Raw genomic sequence first — 21872 nt, 5'->3', positions numbered from 1 at the left:
TGGGAGCGCAAATTTTGCTCTCTGAATCAGCTAATCAAAGTTTTTCTTGAGGAAAAAGCGAAGAGATTGGATTTCTTTTTTCTTGATGGAAGGAAAGTTGGCAATTCGTATAGTGTCTTCCTTCCACTCACCATAACCACTTCCGAGGGTAAACCCAGCATCAGAGGCCTTCTCCAGCAGCTCTTTTATCACTGACGGCTCAGCCTTCAATGGTATGACGGTGGTAGAACGCACCGATTCATTCTCTACTAGCGGTGTCCATGTATCAAACTTGTTCAGAAAATCCATCCAGTCGAGAAACCTGTTTTTTACTTTTCTACCTACGTCTTCAATCGGCCTTCTATCTTCCATAAGCCGGCAAAGCAGGTAGATGCCTAAAATATTTGGCGTATAGGGCGTTTGGTCTTTTCTGCTATTGGCAATAGAAAAGAGAAGGCTGTTGTAGTGATCGTTCTCATTCAATTTCTCAGCCTTTGCCACGGCAGCTGGCGACAAGATCATAACACCCATGCCAGAAGGCAGCCCAAAGCCTTTTTGCACGGAGGCAAACCAAACGTCGGCCATCTGAAAAGGAAGCGTGGTGGCAGCCATGCTGGAGGTGGCATCCACTGCAATAAGCCTGTCAGAGAATTGCCTCCGCAGGATCGTCAATTCCACGTCGCTTACCTGCGTGCCGTTGGACGTTTCATTTTGTGTAACACAAACAACATCCGCCTCGTCGGGAACGGCAAGTAACTTTATGGGGATTGAATCTTCTATATCAAATGAAGCGGCATGGGTTTCAATACCAAGCTTTCCAGCATATTCACACCATTTATTACCAAACGCTCCGTTATACACATGAAAGCTGGCTTTTGCAGTCAAACTCTGCGCAATAATCTCCCAGCATTCGGTAGCTGACGAAGTGAAAATGATCTCGTAGTCTTCGGGCACATCGAGTTTTTGTTTGAGCAGCTTCTTTGTCTTTTTGAAGAGCTTCATAAAGGCAGCACTCCGATGGTTTTCGGAAAGTATTCCTTCCATGTAAGCATCATAGAAGTACTCAGTCACCTTTGCATTGACCCTCGACGGCCCCGGATAAAAGGAGATGTGGCTCATTTATTATCAAGCAGATATTGAACTCCTAGTTTGTAGCCTGTAAGCCCCAGTCCGCTGATGATGCCTACACAATTCTTTGTCAGATAGCTATGATGGCGAAAAGCCTCACGGGCATAGATATTGGAGATGTGAACTTCCAAAACCGGTGTTTCGATAGCAGCAATGGCATCGGCAAGCGCTACCGACGTATGCGTAAACGCACCTGCATTGAGCACAACGCCTTTCTGCGAAAAACCAATTTTATGCAAATAGTCGATCAGCTCCCCTTCGTGGTTTGACTGAAAATACTGCAAATCGACAGATGGAAATGCTTTCTTGAGTTCTTCGAAATAGGTTTCAAACGACTGAGCACCATAAATGCTTTTCTCACGCACTCCCAGTAGGTTCAGATTGGGTCCGTTAACGATACTTATTTGCATACCTTAAGCCTGTGTTATCTAAATATTTTGTAAAGTAAATGTTCCTTGACTATTGGCAAGTACAATTCTCCTAAATTTACTGCCTATGGGCTGGGAACTTTACGTCAAGCAATTTAAAAATTACCTGAAACTAGAGCGCTCTCTGGCTCAGAATTCTATTGACGCCTACCTTCACGATGTGCGCCTGTTTGCACAGTTTATGGAAATCAAAGGGCTTTCGCTGGGACCCGAAGAAGTAAAGCCCAAGCATATCCACGACTTTCTGGAACATGTGAACGAACTTGGTCTGGCCGCCCACTCGCAGGCACGGATCATCTCCGGTCTTAAGGCCTACTTCCGGTTTTTGCTCAATGAGGGCGACATACAGAAAGATCCGATGGTGCTGATTGAGTCGCCCAAGCTTGGGCGCAAGCTGCCCGACACTCTCGACTACAATGAAATTGAGCAACTTCTGGCCGCCATTGATCTTTCCACACCGGAGGGCATGCGCAACCGAACCATCCTGGAAACATTGTACGGCTCTGGGTTGAGGGTATCAGAATTAGTCGGTCTTAAAAGAGAAAACGTGTTTCTGGATGTGGACTTTCTCAGGGTGCTGGGTAAAGGCAGCAAAGAAAGGCTGGTGCCACTCGGCTCCGACTCCAAGAAATACCTCACTATGTACATGAACGAGGTGCGGGTGCATATTCCCATCAAACCAGGTAATGAGGCATTTGTGTTTTTGAACAGGCGGGGTTCTAAGCTCAGCAGGGTGATGGTGTTTATGGTGATCAAAGACCTGGCAGCGAAAATTGGGCTAAAAAAGAAAATCAGCCCGCACACCTTCCGCCATTCTTTTGCCACGCACCTTATAGAAGGCGGTGCCGACTTGAGGGCCGTACAGGAAATGCTGGGGCACGAATCCATTACTACGACGGAAATCTATACCCACCTCGACAGAGACTACCTGAGGCAGGTAATTACGCAGTATCATCCAAGGAGTTAAAATTGGTGGATTAATGCTTTGTTGTTTTCTTTGCTCATAAATATCGTTGAATGTACAAAGCCCTTATTAAGCCCTTCTTTTTTCTATTTTCTCCCGAGAAGGCTCACTACCTGGCCATGGACTTGCTCTCGCTGGTTTGCAAAACGCCTGGCGGAAAGTGGCTAATTTCTAGACTATTTAGCTACCAGCGGCCTTCACTGGAAAAAGAAGTGTTTGGCATCAAATTCCCCAATCCCGTTGGTCTGGCTGCCGGATTTGATAAAGACGCCCGATGGATCGACAGCCTGGATGCACTGGGGTTTGGTTTCATAGAAATTGGGACATTGACGCCAAAAGCGCAGGAAGGAAACCCGAAGCCACGGCTTTTCAGACTACCCGAAGATGAGTCCCTTATAAACAGAATGGGCTTCAACAACCAGGGGGTGGACGCTGCCGTGGCAAGGCTTCGTCAAAGAAAATCAAAGGTAATTGTTGGTGGTAATATTGGCAAAAACAAAGTAACCCCCAATGAGAAAGCTGTCGACGAATATGTTCTCAATTTCCTTAAGCTATTTGATGTGGTCGACTACTTTGTGGTAAACGTAAGCTCACCCAACACGCCCAATCTCCGGGCGCTACAGGAAAAGGAGCCTTTGAAGCAGCTACTTTCCAGTCTGCAAACGGTAAACCTTTCCAAGCCAGCACCTAAGCCTATCCTGCTGAAAATTGCTCCGGATTTGACCAATAGCCAGCTGGATGACGTAGTGGAAATTGTCTCTGAAACCGGCATTGCTGGCATTATTGCCACCAACACCACCATTAGCAGAGAAGGCCTCGTTACTGACCAGCAAAAGGTAGAACAAATTGGCGCAGGTGGTCTCAGTGGAAAGATTCTGAAATCAAGATCCACCGAAGTTATTCGTTATCTGCACGAAAAGACCGGAGGCAGTATTCCCATCATTGGTGTGGGAGGCATTTCTTCCGCAGCCGATGCGAAGGAGAAACTTGATGCTGGCGCCTCCCTGGTGCAGGTGTACTCAGGCTTTATTTACGAAGGGCCATCCATTGTCAAGAACATTCTGAAACAGCTTTGATCGTTGCAAAGCTTGCAGCAGAAAGCTCATAGTTGCTGGCAAAGGAGCGCACAAGAAACTCCTGTGTCTTTCGTTGAATTGCTGAAGAGGTATCACTATTTTTGAGGCTTATTCATACATCCTGGGAGAACCTCCTACATGGCAAAAAACACTTTCAAAACAAATAATTACAAAAAAGAAGAACCAAAGAAGGAGAGCACGCCCCTTCCCAATTTTTTCAAGGACAAAAGAACCCACCTCGTTTTCGGCTTCTTTTTGCTCATTCTTTCCATCTTCCTATTTGTGTCATTTTTCTCCTACTTGTTTTCGGGTAAGGCCGACCAAAGTGTGGTGGAGTCATTCATGGATACGGGAATAAGGGCTTCGGGGTCGGAAATCAAAAACTGGCTTGGGCTCCTCGGTGCCGTCACTTCACATTTCTTTATTTTCAAGTGGTTTGGTATTGCGTGCCTGCTGGTTCCCCCGTTTCTATTCATCGTCGGGTTCAAAATACTATTTGGCAAATACCTGCTCCCACCCTTTCGGGTGCTTTCGTTTTCTTTGTTCTTCATCTTTTGGACAAGCCTCCTGCTGGGCTTCTTTTTGCTTTCCAGTAATGAGATTTCAGAATACGGATTCCTTAGTGGAGGCATCGGCTACGAGCTGGCCCTGATTTTTAACGAATTCATGGGCTGGGGCACCTTCTTGTTTTTGGTCTTCGCATTTCTGGCTTTCAATATCTATTTCTTCAACATCACTAAACTTTTTACTGAAACAGTTCCGGCTCCGGCAGTAGAAAATGAGGCTTTGGAGGGAGAAATTGCTGAAGAAACAGAAGAGGTTTCCGACGAAGAAGAACTCGAAAGCTGGACTGTGAGCGGAAAAGACAACGAAGAGCCTATAGAACTAGCCCTTGACAAGGAGCCACCCGTAAAAGAAAAAAGCACCGGCAATGTGCCGCTGGAGCTACTCAATGAGGAAGATCTGGAGGCAGAGCAGGAAGTAGACAAAGCCCTCAAAAAAATCCTCAGCACATCGCCCAAGCCCTCAGTGTCTGAAGACGTAGCCCTTGAGGTGGAGGAAGTCGAGGAAGAGGTTGTAGACGGAAAGCTGGCCAACTACGACCCCACCCTCGACCTGCCGAAATACAAGTATCCAACGCCTGAGTTGCTGAACGACTACCCCGACAACAAGGTAAAAGTGACGAAAGAAGAGCTGGAGGCCAACAAGGACAAGATCGTCGAGACCCTTACCAACTTCAAAATTGGCATTTCCAGCATTAAGGCAACCATCGGCCCTACTGTTACGCTCTATGAAATAGTGCCTGACGCCGGGGTGAAGATTTCCAAGATCAAGAACCTCGAAGATGATATTGCGCTAAGCCTGGCTGCTCTGGGGATACGGATTATTGCCCCCATTCCGGGAAGAGGAACCATAGGCATTGAAGTGCCTAACAAGAACCGGGAAATGGTGGACATGAAGTCGGTGATCATGACGGAGAAGTTCATGAAAAGCGACAAGGAGCTGCCCGTGGTTTTAGGAAAAACCATCTCCAACGAAGTGTTCGTGCTTGACCTGGCCAAAATGCCCCACATGCTGATGGCTGGAGCCACGGGACAGGGAAAGTCAGTCGGCATCAACGTGCTGCTCACCTCTCTGATCTACAAAAAGCATCCTTCTCAGCTCAAGTTTGTGCTGGTCGATCCGAAAAAAGTTGAATTAACGCTGTTCAACACCATAGAGCGGCACTTTTTAGCGAAACTACCCAACAGTGAAGAAGCCATCATCACCGACACCAAGAAAGTGATATTCACGCTGAACTCTCTGTGTATTGAGATGGATCAGCGCTACGATTTGCTGAAAGATGCGGCTTGCCGGAACATCAAAGAATACAACGGAAAGTTCGTCAACCGTAAACTGCTTCCAACCAAAGGCCACAGGTTCCTCCCTTACATCGTAGTGGTGATTGACGAATTAGCCGACCTGATGATGACAGCCGGCAAGGAAATAGAAACGCCCATTGCACGACTGGCGCAGCTAGCCAGGGCCATAGGCATTCACCTGGTGGTGGCCACACAGCGCCCCTCTGTGAACGTCATCACGGGTGTAATCAAAGCCAACTTCCCGGCAAGGCTATCATTCAGGGTAGCCTCCAAGATCGACTCACGCACCATTCTCGACGCTGGTGGTGCTGACCAGTTGGTTGGCATGGGCGATATGCTGCTGTCTACAGGTAGCGACATCATCAGGTTGCAATGCGCCTTTGTAGACACACCAGAAGTAGAAAGGGTGTGCGAATTCATTGCAGCTCAAAGAGGTTATGATACCGCTTACATCCTTCCCGAATTTGACGGAGACGAGGGCGGCGAAAGCGGAGTGGGCGAAGTAGATCTATCCGACCGGGATGCTTTGTTTGATGAGGCCGCCAAGCTTATCGTTATGCATCAGCAGGGCAGCACCTCGCTCATTCAAAGAAAAATGAAGCTGGGTTACAACAGGGCGGGAAGGCTCATCGACCAGCTGGAAGCAGCCGGAATAGTAGGGCCATTTGAGGGTAGCAAGGCGAGAGAAGTGCTGGTGAAAGACGAAATGGAGCTGGAATTTATCCTTAAAGGGCTTGATAATTAAACTTGGCACCAAACTTGGACAACAGGTACCTGACCTCCACAATCTGAAGCATTCAAACTTTATTGAGAGATTGGTGAGATAAAAGGTGTAGTTTTACAAGTTGGAAATGATAGTTTTTAAAAAAGAAGCAATGACATTAAAAGGAGTATTGAGTTTATTAGCATTAGTATTGACCACTTTTGTTTACGCACAGCAAGACCCGGCTGCAAGAGAAGTTCTTGATGCTATGAGCAATAAGTACCGCAAGGTACCAGCCTTCACAGCCGATTTCACCTACATACTTGAGAACCCGCAGGAAGGTCTCAATGAACAATTTGCAGGGAAAATTACGGTAAAGGGAGCAAAGTTTAAGCTGGAGCTCGAAGGGCAGGAAATCATCAATGATGGCGAAACCGTTTGGACTTACCTTGGGGAAGTCAATGAGGTGACAATCAACACCTACAGCCCTGATGATGCTGAGATTAACCTGAACAATATATTTGACTTATATAAAACAGGTTACAAATACATGATGGTGGATGACATGACCACTGCCACCAAAAAGACTGTGGACTTGGTTCCCGACGACAAAAACCTGAACTACTTTAAGATAAGGATGGACATTACAAGCGCAGGAAACAACCTGAACAGCTTTAAGATCTTCGACAAATCAGGCAACAGATACACTTACGCCATCACGAAGTTCACTGAGCAGCCAACTCTTAGCGACAAAGTATTTGTGTTTGACATAGCTGCCCACAAAGGTGTAGAAGTGATTGACTTTCGTTAGTCATCCTGCTTCTAAAGAACATAAAAAAGAAGGCCATCGAAACATCGATGGCCTTCTTTTTTATGTGATTCTGTTTGAATTACCTCACGCTGAATCCAACGCCAGCAGTAATTGTATTGTACTTCTGCACGGTATAATCACCATGTAGGGTGAGGATAGCCAGCTTCAAACGAAGTCCGATGGTGGCTCTTGCTCCTCCTGACTTGAACATCAAGTCGACAGGATCCTGCAATTCGATATCCGCAGAAGCACCGTTTGAAGCTTCAGCTTCGATTGTGTAAGTCCCCAACATTTTCAAGTTCGACTTAATCGAATTGGCACCAAACCCGCCGTATACGGTAAGGATGGATAGCTTTTTGGATACAAGTATCTGATAAGTCAGCGAGCTCACGGAAATCTCTCCGGTTCCGTCATCAGTGATTTCAGAACCAGCAAAACTGTTTTCGGCACTTAGCTTTGTGTAGCCAATAAGTACCGAGGCATCGAACGGGAGCACTTTCATTCCAGGAATCCATTGTTTGAAGTCGTGCATGACGCCAATACCGAATAGGCTGATAGAAAAATCCTCTGAAGCAATGGTTGGCATCAACCTCAGTTTCAAATCAGTGCCTTTCGGCAAGCCTATGCCCAATTGTGCTACAGGGGTTGGTACATAAGGAAACCCAAACCCTGAAGGTAGCTCAACAGCGCTATTTACCGTATAGGTCTGTCCCTGGTATTCTCTTTGATAACTTAACTGTAATTCTGATTCAGTGTCTCCTGGCCCGAAAAGTGTTTCCACATCGGCAGTGGTTTGGGCAGCGCCTCCATTTTGACTCACCCCAGAAATTGAACTGTAGTCGGATGCATTGAACTTAAAAACCTGTCCCTCTTGCGGAACTGAGGCCAAATTCACGGAAACGGTCAAATCAAAACCAGGAAATTTGTGAGGAGCAGCAGTGTTGTACCAGCCATTGGCCATACCTACGCCAAAGCCAGTAAAAAAAGGCCCCACGTAGTTTTCCAGCAATTTTTCAGCATCGTCACCTTGCGCTTTCAACACTTCAGAGAAATCCTGACCTCTTGACTCCTTTGAAGAAAGAACAACAATAAAAAGGGCTAACCCGAGACAACTAAAAACTTTTGTAAAAACAGACTTCATACGTTATACGATTTAGATTGGTTCATTATTTAGTCAAACCTATTAAAATGTAATTTTAATCAATTCATCTCAAGATTTATCAAAATGTTCTCAAAATTGACTTTTTCGAGCGTTGGCATCAATCCCCTAAAGTGGGTATTTATTTTGCATAGCTCCCCGTTGACTTAAAAGGGAGCACACAAAGTCCGCCCAAAAGCGTCAGCCAGCATTCCCTGCGAAGAAGCGAAGTTGGTCAGCATGGTGGTGCGTTTTTTACTTAATTTGCGGCATGATCTACTTTCTTTATAAAGCAGGGGCCTGGATATACTTTGCATTGATAAGAATTGTTGCTGTTGTGAACCCGAAAGCCGCCCTTTTTTATAAGGGGAGAAAGAACCTGTTTCGTAACCTTGAGGACAATTTACCTTCGAGCAGCGAACCACTTGTTTGGTTTCATGCCGCCTCGCTGGGAGAGTTTGAGCAGGGACGGCCCGTAATTGAAGAACTCAAAAGAAGGCTGCCAAACGTGAGAATTTTGCTCACTTTCTTTTCTCCATCGGGCTTTGAGGTGAGAAAAGGGTATGCGATGGTTGATTATATCTGCTATCTGCCAATTGAGTCTGTAGAAAACGTTAAACGGTTCTATGATCTCACCAATCCAAAGCTGGCTGTGTTTGTTAAGTACGAGTTTTGGAAGGAATACATAGACCAGGCACACAGCCGAAACATCCCACTGCTCTCCATTTCGTCTATTTTTTGGGAAGCCCAGATTTACTTCAAAAGCTATGGGGGATTCCTCAGGGAGTCGCTTTACTATTTTGATCACTTCTTTGTGCAAAATGAAGTCAGCAAGCAATTACTTGAAAGTATCAACATCGATAAAATAACCATAGCTGGTGATACAAGGTTTGACAGAGTGACCGCCATAAGGCAGCAAGCACGGGACATAGAAATAGCCAGGGTGTTCAAAGATGATGAGTTGGTCATAGTGCTCGGAAGTGTGTGGGAGAGTGACATGAAAGTACTCTTTCCGGCGCTCAACGCTCTGGGTAAAAAAGTCAAGGTCATTATTGCCCCACATCAAATTGAGCCAGGTTTTCTGACTAAAATTGAAATGAAGTTCAATCACTCATCCATCCGTTTTTCGAAAGCAACCGCTGAAAACGCCGCTAACTACCGACTGCTCGTGATCGATAATATTGGCATGCTATCATCTCTTTATGGCTACGGGGAAATCGCCTTTGTGGGTGGTGGCTTTCGGGGAGGGCTTCACAACACCCTGGAGCCAGCAGCTTTTGGCATTCCAGTGCTGTGGGGAGACAGCGAAACAAATGCAAGATTTGCGGAAATCGCAGGTCTTATCGACTCAGGAGGGGGGCTGCCAATAGGCTCCTCTGCCGAGGCCACAAAAGTGCTAACCGATCTGGTAGAAAACGCAGAAACTAGGAAGGCGAAGGGTAAGGCAGCCGGAGATTACGTCCAAAGCAAAACCGGAGCCACCAACACTATCGTTGATTACCTGATCAAACAACTTAAGTAGCATGAAAGGCAGAGTCATTAAGTCGACCGGGTCATGGTATTCAGTGCTACTGGAAAACGAAGCTGTGGTAAACTGTCGGCTCCGGGGAAAATTCAAACTGGACAAGCAAAAGGTGACCAACCCGGTAACGGTTGGCGACTGGGTGAAAATCGTTGTTGAGCCAAGCTCTGACACCGAGTACATCATTACTGATATTTATCCAAGAGACAACTACATCATTAGAAAGTCTCCCAAAAAAATGGCCTACGGGCACCTCCTGGCTTCGAATATCGACCTGGCAGTACTGGTTGCTTCTGTAGTATATCCAAAAACTTCCACAGGCTTTATCGACAGATTCTTAGTAACTGCAGAAGCTTACAGGATACCTTCTCTCATTTTATTCAATAAAAAGGATTTGTGGGACGATGAGGCCCGCAGTTTTGTCGAAGAAATGATGGAAACATACAAATCAATAGGTTATTCGTCACTCATAATGTCTTCATTTGACGACGTGGATATTCAAAAGCTAAAAGAAGTACTCCACGGAAAAACATCGTTGTTTTCAGGCCATTCCGGCGTGGGTAAATCGACCCTTTTGAATAAGCTCACCGGCAGCGTCACCCAAAAAACACAGGAAGTATCTGACTTTGCGAATAAAGGTGTGCACACCACCACATTTGCAGAAATGTTTGAAATTGAAAAAAATACTTTTGTAATTGATACACCAGGAATAAAGGAGCTAGCTTTGGCAGAGATTGAAGAAGAAGAGCTCAGCCATTATTTCCCTGAAATGAGAGAGCTTATCGGGCAATGCAAATACCATAACTGTACGCATACCCATGAGCCGGGGTGTGCGATAGTTGAGGCGCTGGATAGTGGGAAAGTGCCAGCGAGCAGATACAACAGCTATTTGTCGATGTACGACGACGAGGACAATCGCCGATAGCACATGCTTCAAATAGAAAAGAGCAAAGGATATAATTGAGAAAAATGAAGGCAAACGTAGGATTTGGATCAATTGACTACAAGGTAGAAGGGGAGCCTTTCGTTGGCAGGAATGAAGTGCTGGCAAAGCTGGATGATGATCTTACTGCAAGGAGAAACTGGCACAAACAGGGCTATGTAATAAAGAGGTTCCTCCCTTCTGGCACCTACCTTCAATTTCATGGAGGCATGGAAGAACTGTTCCGCAAATGCCTTACCCGGGCAGGTATTGAAGTCAACCCAAATTTCAAGTCAAGCAATTATCATGAGCTTGTTAAAGGTAATTATGATCTCCACCTTAAAGTAATAGAGCAAACCAAACTGCTTCAATGGTATGACTTACCTATTCATGTGTCAATAATTGAGGAGATCGTCTCAGAGATAGTATCGATACCAGTGAGATCCGTCAAGCCTATGAACGGAGAAAGAGTCTTCCATTTTCGGGTGGTGAGACCAGGAGAGCCAGACTTCAATCCGTTGCACAGAGACGCCTGGCAGGAGGAAAATAAGGGTGCCATCAATATTTATGTGCCACTTGTGGGGAGCAATCAAAACTCATCACTATTGCTGGCTCCGGGTTCCCATTTGTGGCCCGAACATAGAATTACCCGATCAAAGGAAGGAGCCGTCATGAATGGCCTGAAGTTCAATGTACCAGGCGTTATGGACTCTCAAATCCCCATCGCTCTTGAACGACCAAATCCGGGCATCAACCATGTGATGGTGTTTTCTCCCTACCTTATTCATGGCGGGGCTGTCAACAAGAACAGAAGAACAACCCGCATATCACTTGAAATGAGATTTTGGCGCAAATAAGTGGCTTTGCAGCCAATGGTAACTGTTTCGCAACCACCTAAGATCAATTTTAAGCCGGTTGAGAAGCTCCAAAATAAGATAAATAAAGGGCAGGCGGCCATACCCCTTAAGCAATTCCAAAAACAACGTGGCTTCTTTGTGGTTGGCACTGAACACCGACTGACGTATTTCGTACCTAAGCCTTCTTCTGAGAGCGTGATCCTCCTCTTCAGACTGGTTCATCTGTTGTATTTTCAAGCAAACCAGATAGGTAGAATGCAGTTGTTCGTCGCCCTTTTTATACCACCGGGTTGATAGGGATTCTGAATGCTTCCTGATCGAAGTAAACACCTCAGGCTGATAGGCATATTTATACTTTCTGGCAGACCTCACCCAAAAATCGAAATCTTCGTAAGAGAGCCGGGCATCGTATCCGTCAAGATTGTCAATCACCTGCTTCCGGAACATCATTGTGGGTGGAGCGATAAAATAGGTGGAGATAAGCAGCTTGTAAATGTCTGCTTCCGGCTGACGAAAGGAAGTAGAAAAATGGTGCTTCAGAAAATTACCGTTTTCGTTAATGTATTCAGCATTGTGGTAAATAACGCCAAAGCTTTCATCCAGTGTTTCAAAAAAAGAGACTTGGGCAGCGACCCGGTAAGGGCGCATCACATCATCAAGCGAAAAGTCGATGATATAGTCACCTTCTGCCAGCTTCAGTGCACTGTTGAACGAACTACAGTTTCCCAGATTTTTCGTATTCTCAATAAATGGAACATCTGGTTTACCTTTCAACAAAGACTTGATAACTTCACCGCTGTTGTCCGTGCTGGCATCGTCTACTACGATCACCTGAATATCAGGATAGGTTTGGTTCCAGACCGACTCCAGCGCCTCCTGTAGGTAGGGTGCCTGGTTATAGCAAAGACAGATGACGGATACCTTTTTCAAATCGTTTGCAAAATGTACAAAAATGGTGAAAATAAGATTTTTTGTATTGGACTACCCAGAACAGGTACCACTTCTATCCATCTGGCCTTTCAATACCTGGGCTTGAAGAGCATTCACTTTCCAAAACAACTTTGGGAAGATATTCAGCACCCAATTATGTCAGAGTTTACGGCATTCTCCGACACACCACTTTCACTTTTGTATCCAAAGCTAGACAAGGCGTTCCCCGGGTCGCTGTTTGTACTTTCCACAAGAGAGTTGAACTCCTGGTTGAAAAGCTGTGAGTGGATGTTCAGGTACAAAGCCAATGCGTGGGCATTTAACCAGGAACCCACCAAAACTTTCCATAGAGCACTGTTCGGCACCACTACATTCGACAAAGAAATGTTTACGAAAGGATACCATGAATTTCACAACGAAGCCCGCTCCTATTTTCAGAACAATGCGAACTTTCTTGAGCTAAACCTGCCTGAGGAAACAAGCCCATGGAAAAAATTATGCGGCTTTCTCGGCGCAGAGGAGCCTGATATCCCATTCCCACATCACAAAGACCACAGGTTTGAGCTCGTGGATCGGATTGCCATTTGGCTGGAGGATAAAAAATACAATAACTCCCACTCATGAACATCTTCGTCATTCCATCGTGGTACCCTACCGAGGATGAGCCTCACACCGGCATATTCATCAAAGAGCAGGCTATTGCCCTGGCAACCTGTAATCGCCAAAACAAAGTAGGTATTTCGACCTGGGGGTCGCACGTAAGGACTCTTCTTCTTGAGAGAGAAAATATACATTTGTGGGGCAGAAAGATCCTTAGAGGGTTGGCATTGAAGCCACGCACAACTGACCACGCCAACAATTGCAGAGAATACTTAACACCTGCCTTTACATGGTCAAGGTCGCTTTTCAAAGGTAACATCAGAAAGATCATAGAGGTTAATGAAGCCCACTTTAATCGCTTTGCTAATGAATTTGGTAAGCCCGACATCATCCACGCTCACACGGCCTACCCTGGCGGCTATGTGGCCATGAAGCTTGGGAAGAAACACAGCTTACCGTTCGTGATCACTGAGCAAATGAGTCCATTCCCACTTAAAACCTTCGATATCGAAGGCAGTTTGCACCCTTTGATATTGGAGCCCTACGAGCGATCTCAAAAAAACATTGCGGTGTCCAGGGCCCTCTACCAAACGATGGCATCGAAAGGGGTGCCTAACCTAACGCTCATCAATAACCTGACTGACGAGGAGTTTTTTCAACCAACAACACCGGGAAAACGTATCGGCCCGTTTCACTTCGCCTTTATAGGTAGAATAGAAGAACAAAAAGGCATCAGGTACCTTATTGAGGCAGCGGCTTTGTTAAGAGACGCAGATGTCGGCTTCACCTTGACGATAGGAGGCGATGGGTCGGAGATTGACAACCACAAGAAAAAAGCTGAGGAGTTGGGGCTGACTAACCACATTAATTGGCTGGGCACGCTTAGCAGGGAAGAAGTAAAAGCGGCACTACAGGCTTGCGATGCCTTTGTGCTGCCGAGCATCCACGAGAACCATCCGTTGGTATTGCTTGAAGCCCTGGCAATGGGCAAACCGGTAATAGCGACAAGATGCGGTGGCTCGGAAGAAATTGTGGCGTCGGAAGTCGGCACAATTGTAGAAAGTGCAAATACGCAACAGCTATTTGAAGCAATGAGGGAATTCTCACAAAGAAGCGTCGTTTTTGAAGCAAATGAGATAAGGGCGTATTTTCTTTCGCACTTCTCCAAACAAGTCATTACGCAGCAGTTGGAGGCGCTTTACAAAGAAGTCGTAGAAAACTTCTCAACGTAGTAACCTGAGGCAAGGAGCAAAGCCCACTTCAGCTCCCATCTTCTCCTTAAAACTAAACAAGCCTTTCTGAGACTCACCACGTACCGACGACTTCCCCATGTCTATGAGTGCATACCCTCGCTCGGCCGCCCAGCCGTGGAGCCGATCGATCAGCATCACCATAGGGCTATAGTTATTGTAAGCAGTGCTGGCAGCGGGCAAAAAATAGTAAAGCACCTTGTCTGACACGTGGGTGGTGATGCACGCAGCAACGATGAGTTGGCCGTCCCTGATCGTAAATGCCCGATAAACCCCTTCCAGGTTTACCCACGAACGCCGAAGGCTGCTTTCAGAGATATTGATAGCGACGCCCTGCTCCTTCCTGCAGTCTTCAATAAATGAATATACCTCGCCGAGCTTTTCCAATGACTCCTCAGCAAAAATGAACCCGGCATTCAGGCATTTATTTAGCCGCCGCACCTGACTGCCATGCATTTTTTCTTTCAGTTGATAGGCTGGCGTTACGGGTATGTGTTGATGTAAGTCAGAGAATTGTGTAAAGAACCCAGCCTCCAGCAAGCACCTCGCAAACATATTCCTGGCGGTTGTTGGATATTCGGAGAAGGGTGAATAAACTGTTACCTGATGTCCTGAAGATTCACCTATAATACGACCGACAAGCGCTTGAATGTGTTGCCCTCCGACTTCCTGCGCAACCGAAAGCCCTCCGAATGGACTCCTGGGCATGCTCACCCAACCGTCATTGTCTATGAAAAAGTGAATAGCCCCATACACCTTGCCATTTCTCTCCAACGTAAATGAAACATAACCTCCATCAGGGAACTGGTTTTCCATAAATGCCATAGATTGAAATAGCAACGGCTTAAATGCCCACTGCCTTCTTTCCAGGCCTCTTCCATTCTGATAGAAATTCACTTCCATATTGCCTGAGTTACTCCTGTCTGGTACTAACAACCGTTGACCATCTTATTGCCAAAGAAAAATAAGCTTCGCAACATAATTCATGCATAGTTAGACGTTTAGTTTTTAGTTTTGCAACTGAATGAAAGATTATTGCTGCCATTTATGAAATCAACCTTTGGGCTAATTACTGTCCTGTTGTTCGTCATCCTCTCCCCTCCTCACACCGCAACATCGCAGGAAAGGCTTCCACTTTTTAGCAGTAAGAGTAAAATCAAATTAGTGCAGCTTTGTGTGGACCACATCTACAACATGGAATTTGATGAGGCCAGAGTGCTTTACAAAGAGATAAAAATTGCTTTGCCAGGTCATCCCGCCATCGATATGCTCGATGCTTTCTTTATCTCATGGCAGGAAATGCCTTTCAATGTTCATTCCCCGGGCTACAAGAACCACATTGCCAAACTTCAAGCAGTAATTGAAAAGTCGCAAAAAATATTAAAAGAGGATGCTGATAATGAAGAAGGCATTTTCTTTGAAATGTCGGCAAGGGGGCTACTAGCTGAATATTACGCCGACGAGGGTAGCTACATGAAGGCCATCAGTGAGGCGAAACAGACTTATGATTTCATCAAAAAGGGTTTCGAGCTAACTGACAAAAACCCGGAGTTTCTGTTTACTGTTGGCTTGTACAATTATTTCAGAGAGACCTACCCTGAAAGGCATCCTATCTACAAGCCATTTCTGTGGTTTTTTAAGAGTGGAGACAAACAGCTGGGCCTTAAGCAACTTGACCAGGCTTGCCGGCAGGGGGTGCTGACGAAAGTTGAAGCCAATCTTTACACGTCCTACATCTACTTGCGGTACGAGAACAATCCGGAAACTGCCCTCAAGTACCTTAGAAGACTTAATAAAGACTATCCTAAAAACGCCTTTTTCCAAACGAAGCTTGCTGAGGCGCTGGTGATGAATGAGCGTTACAAGGAAGTAGGTCCACTGGCTGATGAGCTACTTGGGAATTCAGACCCTTACTATCGCATGTCGGCCAACTTATTTCTTGGCATCATGGAGGAAAAGAAAGCTCAAAACTTAAGTGACGCAACCTATTATTACCAAAAAGCCCTGAGCGAATCAGCGACATTTGAGTTCAAGGGCGAATACTACAAAAGCCTGGCCTACCTGGGGTTGGGGCGAATTTTTCGGAGGCAGGGCAACAGCGACCTTGCCGACGGGCAGTTTAACCTGGCTATTGAATGGGCCACTACCGAGGAGGTGGAAAAAGAAGCCAAAGGTTATCTAAAACACTAGTGAAGTGGCCTCCTTTCAATCCATAAGAACCACATCAGAAGGTTTCTATAAAGAGAAGGGCAGCAAGTTTCTGGCATTTGCATTCCCAGTGCGGACGGAAGATGATATCAAGCACCGGCTTGACGACCTCAGAAAGCAATACTATGATGCCCGGCACCACTGCTACGCCTACATCCTGGGCAACAAAAGTGACAAATACAGAGCCAACGACGACGGTGAACCCAACCACAGTGCAGGCGACCCTATTCTGGGTCAAATCCGATCCAAAGACCTGACAAACACCCTTGTGGTGGTGGCTAGGTACTTTGGTGGCACCAAACTGAGCGTATCCGGTCTCATTACCGCCTACAAAACCGCTGCAAAAGAAGCGCTGGATGCTGCTGAGGTAATTGAAACCACCATCAAAGACGAGGTATTGATCGATTTCGCCTACGAGCAGACCAGCGATGTGATGAGGCTTGCAAAAGAGTTCGGCCTGGAAATAGAGGGGCAAACATTTCAGGAAACCTGCTCACTTCGGGGCTTTATAGAGGTTGGCACCGGAGACTCGCTCAAAGAGAAACTTGCACTGGCAGGAGTTTCCTGTGTTCGCATAATCAAAGCCACATAACGTTAGTACAAATAACCCTTGCTGTTCAGCACCTGGTAAATTTCCCGGCACACCCAGGCATCGGTAGCCGCATAGTGGATCTGCGCTTTGGTGAGCTCTTCATTTTCCCAATTGGAAGTCTGCTGGGCTTTGTTAATTCTTTTGCCCAGAATCATGCCCGTCAGGTTCCTGGCTCCCATATTTTCAAACTCAAGGTCTTTCACCACCTCATTCAGGTCAATAAACCCATCGGGTTCAAAACGCCTGATCTTGTTCAAATCCACCAAATCATCACGAAGAGCTACGCCAATTTTGGTGATGGACACGTCCTCCATCAGGTCGTAAATTCGATAGTGGGGCCCCAGGTGGTTGATTCTGAAGAGAAAGGCCTCTTCCTGAGTAGCAAACTGCACCAGAGCTGTCGGAAAATATTGGCCTTTTCTGAACGCCGGCTTTGTCTCGGTATCGAAACCTAAAATTTTCTCCCTTGCAAGTATAGTGGTGGCATCTTTGATGTCGGCCTCATTCGAAATCACATGCACCTTACCTTCAAATCGAAACTCGGGTAATTGCAGTATTTCCTCTTTCGTAATTTTCTTTGGAAAGGTCATTAAGCTACTGCCTCCTTCTGCTCCTTGTACCTTCTGATTTTGATATTAAACACAGCAAAAGCAATGGTCATAAGTGGGCTTATTATATTAAAAAAACAATACGGGGCATAAATAAAGGTGCTCACACCAAGTACGCTGGACTGAGTGGCTCCGCAGGTATTCCACGGCACCAGCACCGACGTCACTGTTCCGCTGTCCTCCAGCGTTCGACTCAAATTCTCAGGCATCAATCCTCTTTCTCTGTAGATATCTGCATACATTCTTCCCGGCACCACGATAGCCAGATACTGGTCAGAAGCTGTGATATTAAAAAACACGCAGGTAGCAGCCGTTGATGTAATCAGCGACCATGTAGAATTCACCCGCTTAATAATCTCGGCAGCAATCTTTTTCAACAAGCCACCTGCTTCCATGATACCTCCAAATACCATAGCGCACAATATCAGCCAAATGGTGTTGAGCATGCCCGACATGCCGCCAGTTGACAGCAATTCGTTCACCATCGCATTGTCAGTCACCACATTGATATCTGTATAAAGTGCCTTCATCACTCCCACGTATGTTTGTTTCCAAAGAGGCCCTTCTACGGCGGCCACCTCCAAAATGATATTGGGCTGGAAAATGAAAGCAAACACAGCTCCCAGCAGGGTGCCGGCCAGGAGTGCGGGAATAGCAGGTACTTTTCTGATAATCATAAAGATCACAGCCACGGGCACTATGAACAACCATCCGTTGATATCGAACTTATCACTTAGCGAGGCCAGGATAGGTGCAATATCATTTACTGTGCCGTCGGATGACGAGAATACGCCAATTCCGATGTAAATGAGCAAAGTAAGTGTGAGCGAAGGAACAGTGGTATAAACCATGTACCTGATATGTGTAAACAAATCAGTACCGGCCATCGCAGGGGCGAGGTTAGTTGTATCAGAAAGAGGTGACATCTTATCGCCAAAATAAGCACCCGAAATAATGGCCCCGGCTACAAGCCCTTCGGAGATTCCGAGTGCCTGCCCGATACCGAGCAGAGCAACACCAAGGGTAGCAATCGTGGACCAGGAACTGCCCGTTGCCAGAGACACTATGGCACTAACAACGCAGGCGGCAAACAAAAAGATGGTAGGGTTAAGAATTTGAAGGCCATAGTAGATCATCGCAGGAACGATACCGCTTAGCAGCCAGGTGCCTGCCAGCGCCCCTATCAACAAAAGAATTAAGATCGAAGACATAGCGGAGCTGATGCTTTTCACCACCCCGTCAATCATATCATCCCAGGAAATACCCAGTCTTGTAGCAACAAGGGCCGCCACAGCCCCTGCTAAAATGAGTACGATTTGGTTGGAGCCGTCAAGGGCTGCATCACCAAAAATGACAACATTAAGAGACAGTAGAACAATAAGGAAAATGATGGGAATAAAGGCTTGCCAAAGGGTTGGCTCTTTCGTTTTTTGCATAAAAACGGTTTATAACGATATGAATAAGGTTTGAAGATAGTAAAAAATCAAAAGGGAGGCCTGCTTTTGCATTCCTATAAATATTTTACCACAAATGTTTTGGTTCTGTCTTTGATTAGTACAACTATCAACTGCAAGTAAGCTCTGCAAGTTCTTCCCCTACAAGCGTGCCGATAGCCACGCCCATACCACCGAGTCTCACTCCAACGGTTATGTTGTCGGAAAGCTTCTTTACAATAGGTTCCTTTGTTTTTCCGAACGCCATAATGCCAGACCACTGCTGATCAATTTTTAGTGAAGAGCCAGGCACAATCACCTCGGCAAGCAGTCGTTTCAGCTCAGCCAAAATTACCTCATTCACACCAAAATTAGTAGTTGTCTCTTTATCAAAATCGAGGTTCCTGCCGCCGCCCAGCAAAATCCGGTCGCCAGCGTTCCTAAAATAATAGAAGCCTTGATCCATGTGAAAAGTCCCCCGAAAAGGAACCTTTTTCATTGGCTCGGTCACAAAAACAAGCCCCCTGCCTGGCTTAATGTCCAGCTCAGGAAAGTACTGTGAAGCAAATGCGTTGGTGCAGAAAGCCAGTTTTTTGGCTTTGAAAATGATTTCGGTGTTGGTGGCAGACGAAAAAGCCGACACCTCCACATGGCTCTCTCTGTCTTCGTGCCGCTTTACTTCGCAGCCAGTAAGCACGTGTATTTTTTTGGCTGCGGCGATTTGATAAAGGCTTCGCATCATGTTGCCGGTATGCAGCTGCCCCTCCAGGGGATTGACAATGACCGTTTTCACCACCGACTTGTGGAAACCGAACTTTTGAACAAGCTGTGCGTCCTCCTGAAATACTTCAATACCGAAAAAACTTTTCAGCAACCCATTCACTTTGGGGATTTCGGGCAGGTACTTTACCTCAGCTTCCGACACCAACTCATAACCGCCATTTTGCTGAAAGCCCAGCCCGGCATCCCCCACTCGTTGTCTGAGCTTCTGGAGTCCGGCCCACCTGCGTTTTACAAGTGCCAGGCAGCCCTCTTCACCAAGAACCTTGATATCTTCCACCAATTCGGTGAGGCTGCCAAAGCAGGCAAAACCTGCATTCTTTGTACTAGCTCCTGATGGCAGCAGACCACGTTCCAAAAGCAATATGCTGGCATCTGGCGTTTTCTCTCGCAAACTAATGGCAGTACTCAACCCAACAATACCTCCGCCTACGACGACGTAGTCCCAGTTTTGAAACGATTGGCTTTCCCAAAAACTTAATGACATAAGGCTGTTTTGTTTGGATGCAAGCTAGTGAATCGATCAATTACCCGACGCCTCTTGTTGATAAATGGGCTTAAAATATGAAAAGGATTATGTATTTTAACGTGAGATCGATATTAGAATGTAACCAAACACCACAACGGGCGTCATTGCGGAAATTTTATTCAAATATTTCTGTCATTTGAATAAAATTATCCGCAATCTCCGTTGAAAATATGTGAGATTCCGGACAAATATTGCCCTATCTTAATTTGGGGCAACATTTTCCGGAATGACGATATTCTTATATCGACCACCCTTTATTTTAGAAGAACAAACCCTACTGATCATTATGAGAAAAATAGACGCCCTTCTTTCGGAGTATGGCGAAAGCCACCAAAACAGCACCAATAAGGCCATTCACTGGATTTGTGTACCACTGATATTTTTTAGCATTGTGGGGCTCATATGGTCTATTCCCAGTGGCTTTTTCCAGAATTTCATCAGTGACAATCCCTATGTGAATTGGGCCACTCTTCTGCTGGCAATCACCCTCATCTACTACATCACGCTTTCTATTCCGCTCTCCTTTGGCATGCTTGCGGTGGCTGCTGTTTGTTGTGTAGCGGCCAATTACCTGAGCCAAACTTTTGCCACGCCCCTGTGGGCCATTTCGCTGGGCATCTTTGTTGTGGCGTGGATCGGGCAGTTCTACGGGCACAAGGTGGAAGGGAAAAAACCATCGTTTTTCAAAGACATCCAGTTCCTCCTTATTGGGCCAGCCTGGCTGATGCACTTCATTTATAAAAAACTGGGGATACCTTATTGAATCACCTTATACTAGCTTAAAAAAGCACCTCGCAAAATTGACTGATTGAGAATGGCTATTAAAAAAGTTGGTTAAAAACCAACTTTTTTAATATATTCGTTGTTGTGAACATAATTAACCGGCAAACCTTAAAGAACTACTGCCTCATACATGCTGAGGCATGTGAAGGGTTAGAAACCTGGTATAAAGTAGCTAAGAAAGCGGAATGGTCCAATTTCAACGAGGTGAGAGCGGTTTACCCAAGTGCAGATCAAGTGGGTGACAACCGAATGGTGTTCAACATCAAAGGAAATAAATTTAGATTAATTGTCAGGTTCAGTTTTATCTACAAAGTAATTCTTGTCAAATGGTTTGGAACCCACGCCGAGTACGATAAAATAGACGTGACTAAAGTGTGACCAAAGTAATTAAGCAGTATGATTGGAATAATCGAGACAGAAAAACAATACCACGAAGCGCTTCATCTGGTGGAGCGTCTTCTTGACGCTCACCCTGATTCGAAAGAAGGTAAAGAGCTTAGGCTACTATTGCTCGTCATAGAAAAATATGAAGATGAGCATTTCTCAATTGATAGCCCAGACCCTATCGAAGCTATCAAGATAAGGATGGAAGACCTGGGCTTAAAGAATAAAGACCTTGTACAATCAATTGGCGATAAAGGAACCGTTTCAAAGGTGTTGAATTACAAAACCTCTCTTTCGCTAAAGATGATACGAAACTTGAGTAAGCAATTGAGCATTCCCGCCGATGTACTGATCAAAGAGTCAACACCTGCTGTCTAGCTATCGG

The 21872-nt window shown here is 45.8% G+C and carries 22 protein-coding genes; 14 read left to right on the top strand and 8 right to left on the bottom strand.

The genetic code is table 11. The features are described from left to right. Positions 1-30: 30 nt before the first annotated feature. Positions 31-1098, bottom strand: coding sequence for an aminotransferase class V-fold PLP-dependent enzyme (locus RIG68_RS14425; RefSeq protein WP_350123478.1), 1068 nt, complete (start codon positions 1096-1098; stop codon positions 31-33). Beyond that, positions 1095-1517 (bottom strand): type II 3-dehydroquinate dehydratase, encoded by a 423-nt coding sequence (gene aroQ, locus RIG68_RS14420; RefSeq protein WP_317490792.1) that lies wholly within the window; start codon positions 1515-1517, stop codon positions 1095-1097. The genes RIG68_RS14425 and aroQ overlap by 4 nt, the downstream gene beginning before the upstream one ends. A gap of 85 nt (positions 1518-1602) precedes the next feature. Here aroQ and xerD point away from each other — a divergent pair, with 85 nt between their 5' ends. The 4 genes from xerD to lolA1 all read left to right on the top strand — a co-directional run bounded on the left by xerD (position 1603) and on the right by lolA1 (position 6951). Continuing rightward, complete coding sequence (gene xerD, locus RIG68_RS14415) at positions 1603-2502, top strand: site-specific tyrosine recombinase XerD (protein WP_350123475.1); 900 nt, start codon at positions 1603-1605, stop codon at positions 2500-2502. Between the two features lie 50 nt (positions 2503-2552). Continuing rightward, positions 2553-3575 (top strand): quinone-dependent dihydroorotate dehydrogenase, encoded by a 1023-nt coding sequence (locus RIG68_RS14410; protein ID WP_350123472.1) that lies wholly within the window; start codon positions 2553-2555, stop codon positions 3573-3575. Between the two features lie 138 nt (positions 3576-3713). Beyond that, on the top strand, positions 3714-6182 hold the full coding sequence (locus RIG68_RS14405) for an FtsK/SpoIIIE family DNA translocase (protein ID WP_350123469.1): 2469 nt from the start codon (positions 3714-3716) through the stop codon (positions 6180-6182). A gap of 130 nt (positions 6183-6312) precedes the next feature. Continuing rightward, complete coding sequence (gene lolA1, locus RIG68_RS14400; RefSeq protein WP_350094221.1) at positions 6313-6951, top strand: outer membrane lipoprotein periplasmic chaperone LolA1; 639 nt, start codon at positions 6313-6315, stop codon at positions 6949-6951. Between the two features lie 79 nt (positions 6952-7030). Here the strand turns inward: lolA1 and RIG68_RS14395 are convergent, their stop codons facing one another. Then, a complete protein-coding gene (locus RIG68_RS14395; RefSeq protein WP_350123465.1) occupies positions 7031-8092 on the bottom strand; it encodes a DUF6588 family protein in 1062 nt (353 codons plus the stop codon). A gap of 268 nt (positions 8093-8360) precedes the next feature. On the opposite strand from RIG68_RS14395, the gene RIG68_RS14390 reads away from it, so the two are divergent. From RIG68_RS14390 to RIG68_RS14380, 3 genes are read left to right on the top strand one after another with little or no spacing between them, the layout of a single operon-like run. Beyond that, positions 8361-9611: a 3-deoxy-D-manno-octulosonic acid transferase gene (locus tag RIG68_RS14390; protein WP_350123462.1), complete on the top strand. Its 1251-nt coding sequence runs from the start codon at positions 8361-8363 to the stop codon at positions 9609-9611. Position 9612: 1 nt separating this feature from the next. Continuing rightward, positions 9613-10536 (top strand): ribosome small subunit-dependent GTPase A, encoded by a 924-nt coding sequence (rsgA, locus tag RIG68_RS14385; protein WP_350123459.1) that lies wholly within the window; start codon positions 9613-9615, stop codon positions 10534-10536. A gap of 44 nt (positions 10537-10580) precedes the next feature. Then, the gene (locus tag RIG68_RS14380) at positions 10581-11390 is read left to right on the top strand and encodes a phytanoyl-CoA dioxygenase family protein (RefSeq protein WP_350078920.1); all 810 of its coding nucleotides are present in this window, start codon (positions 10581-10583) and stop codon (positions 11388-11390) included. On the opposite strand, the gene RIG68_RS14375 is transcribed toward RIG68_RS14380, so the two are convergent. Beyond that, positions 11361-12320 (bottom strand): glycosyltransferase family 2 protein, encoded by a 960-nt coding sequence (locus RIG68_RS14375; protein ID WP_350123456.1) that lies wholly within the window; start codon positions 12318-12320, stop codon positions 11361-11363. The genes RIG68_RS14380 and RIG68_RS14375 overlap by 30 nt on opposite strands. Positions 12321-12332: 12 nt before the next feature. Here RIG68_RS14375 and RIG68_RS14370 point away from each other — a divergent pair, with 12 nt between their 5' ends. Together RIG68_RS14370 and RIG68_RS14365 are read left to right on the top strand one after the other, a co-directional pair. Beyond that, positions 12333-12944: a sulfotransferase gene (locus tag RIG68_RS14370; RefSeq protein ID WP_350123453.1), complete on the top strand. Its 612-nt coding sequence runs from the start codon at positions 12333-12335 to the stop codon at positions 12942-12944. After that, complete coding sequence (locus tag RIG68_RS14365; RefSeq protein WP_350123450.1) at positions 12941-14152, top strand: glycosyltransferase; 1212 nt, start codon at positions 12941-12943, stop codon at positions 14150-14152. The genes RIG68_RS14370 and RIG68_RS14365 overlap by 4 nt, the downstream gene beginning before the upstream one ends. Here RIG68_RS14365 and RIG68_RS14360 read toward each other — a convergent pair. Continuing rightward, a complete protein-coding gene (locus RIG68_RS14360) occupies positions 14144-15073 on the bottom strand; it encodes a GNAT family N-acetyltransferase (protein WP_350123447.1) in 930 nt (309 codons plus the stop codon). The two genes, RIG68_RS14365 and RIG68_RS14360, sit on opposite strands and share 9 nt — an antisense overlap. Before the next feature lie 144 nt (positions 15074-15217). On the opposite strand from RIG68_RS14360, the gene RIG68_RS14355 reads away from it, so the two are divergent. Both RIG68_RS14355 and RIG68_RS14350 read left to right on the top strand, forming a co-directional pair. After that, the gene (locus RIG68_RS14355; protein ID WP_350123444.1) at positions 15218-16360 is read left to right on the top strand and encodes a tetratricopeptide repeat protein; all 1143 of its coding nucleotides are present in this window, start codon (positions 15218-15220) and stop codon (positions 16358-16360) included. A gap of 4 nt (positions 16361-16364) precedes the next feature. Further along, positions 16365-16970 (top strand): IMPACT family protein, encoded by a 606-nt coding sequence (locus RIG68_RS14350; protein WP_350123441.1) that lies wholly within the window; start codon positions 16365-16367, stop codon positions 16968-16970. Between the two features lie 2 nt (positions 16971-16972). On the opposite strand, the gene RIG68_RS14345 is transcribed toward RIG68_RS14350, so the two are convergent. The 3 genes from RIG68_RS14345 to RIG68_RS14335 all read right to left on the bottom strand — a co-directional run bounded on the left by RIG68_RS14345 (position 16973) and on the right by RIG68_RS14335 (position 20278). Continuing rightward, a complete protein-coding gene (locus RIG68_RS14345; RefSeq protein WP_350123438.1) occupies positions 16973-17560 on the bottom strand; it encodes a 3'-5' exonuclease in 588 nt (195 codons plus the stop codon). Then, entirely contained in the window at positions 17560-19014 is a 1455-nt protein-coding gene (gene nhaC / locus RIG68_RS14340; RefSeq protein ID WP_350123435.1) for a Na+/H+ antiporter NhaC, read from the bottom strand. The genes RIG68_RS14345 and nhaC overlap by 1 nt, the downstream gene beginning before the upstream one ends. 127 nt (positions 19015-19141) lie before the next feature. After that, positions 19142-20278 carry an NAD(P)/FAD-dependent oxidoreductase gene (locus RIG68_RS14335; protein WP_350123433.1) on the bottom strand — a complete coding sequence of 379 codons (1137 nt, stop codon included), beginning with the start codon at positions 20276-20278 and terminating at the stop codon, positions 19142-19144. Positions 20279-20606: 328 nt separating this feature from the next. Here RIG68_RS14335 and RIG68_RS14330 point away from each other — a divergent pair, with 328 nt between their 5' ends. From RIG68_RS14330 to RIG68_RS14320, 3 genes are all read left to right on the top strand, one after another. Next, positions 20607-21083: an Mpo1 family 2-hydroxy fatty acid dioxygenase gene (locus RIG68_RS14330; RefSeq protein WP_350123430.1), complete on the top strand. Its 477-nt coding sequence runs from the start codon at positions 20607-20609 to the stop codon at positions 21081-21083. 104 nt (positions 21084-21187) lie between these two features. Next, positions 21188-21481, top strand: coding sequence for a type II toxin-antitoxin system HigB family toxin (locus RIG68_RS14325; protein WP_350123427.1), 294 nt, complete (start codon positions 21188-21190; stop codon positions 21479-21481). Between the two features lie 18 nt (positions 21482-21499). Continuing rightward, positions 21500-21865: a helix-turn-helix domain-containing protein gene (locus RIG68_RS14320; RefSeq protein ID WP_350123424.1), complete on the top strand. Its 366-nt coding sequence runs from the start codon at positions 21500-21502 to the stop codon at positions 21863-21865. Positions 21866-21872: the final 7 nt, after the last annotated feature.

It is taken from the genome of Imperialibacter sp. (genome assembly GCF_040222385.1).
Taxonomy (GTDB): Bacteria; Bacteroidota; Bacteroidia; order Cytophagales; family Cyclobacteriaceae; genus Imperialibacter.
This window is presented reverse-complemented; position numbering and strand designations above follow the sequence as displayed.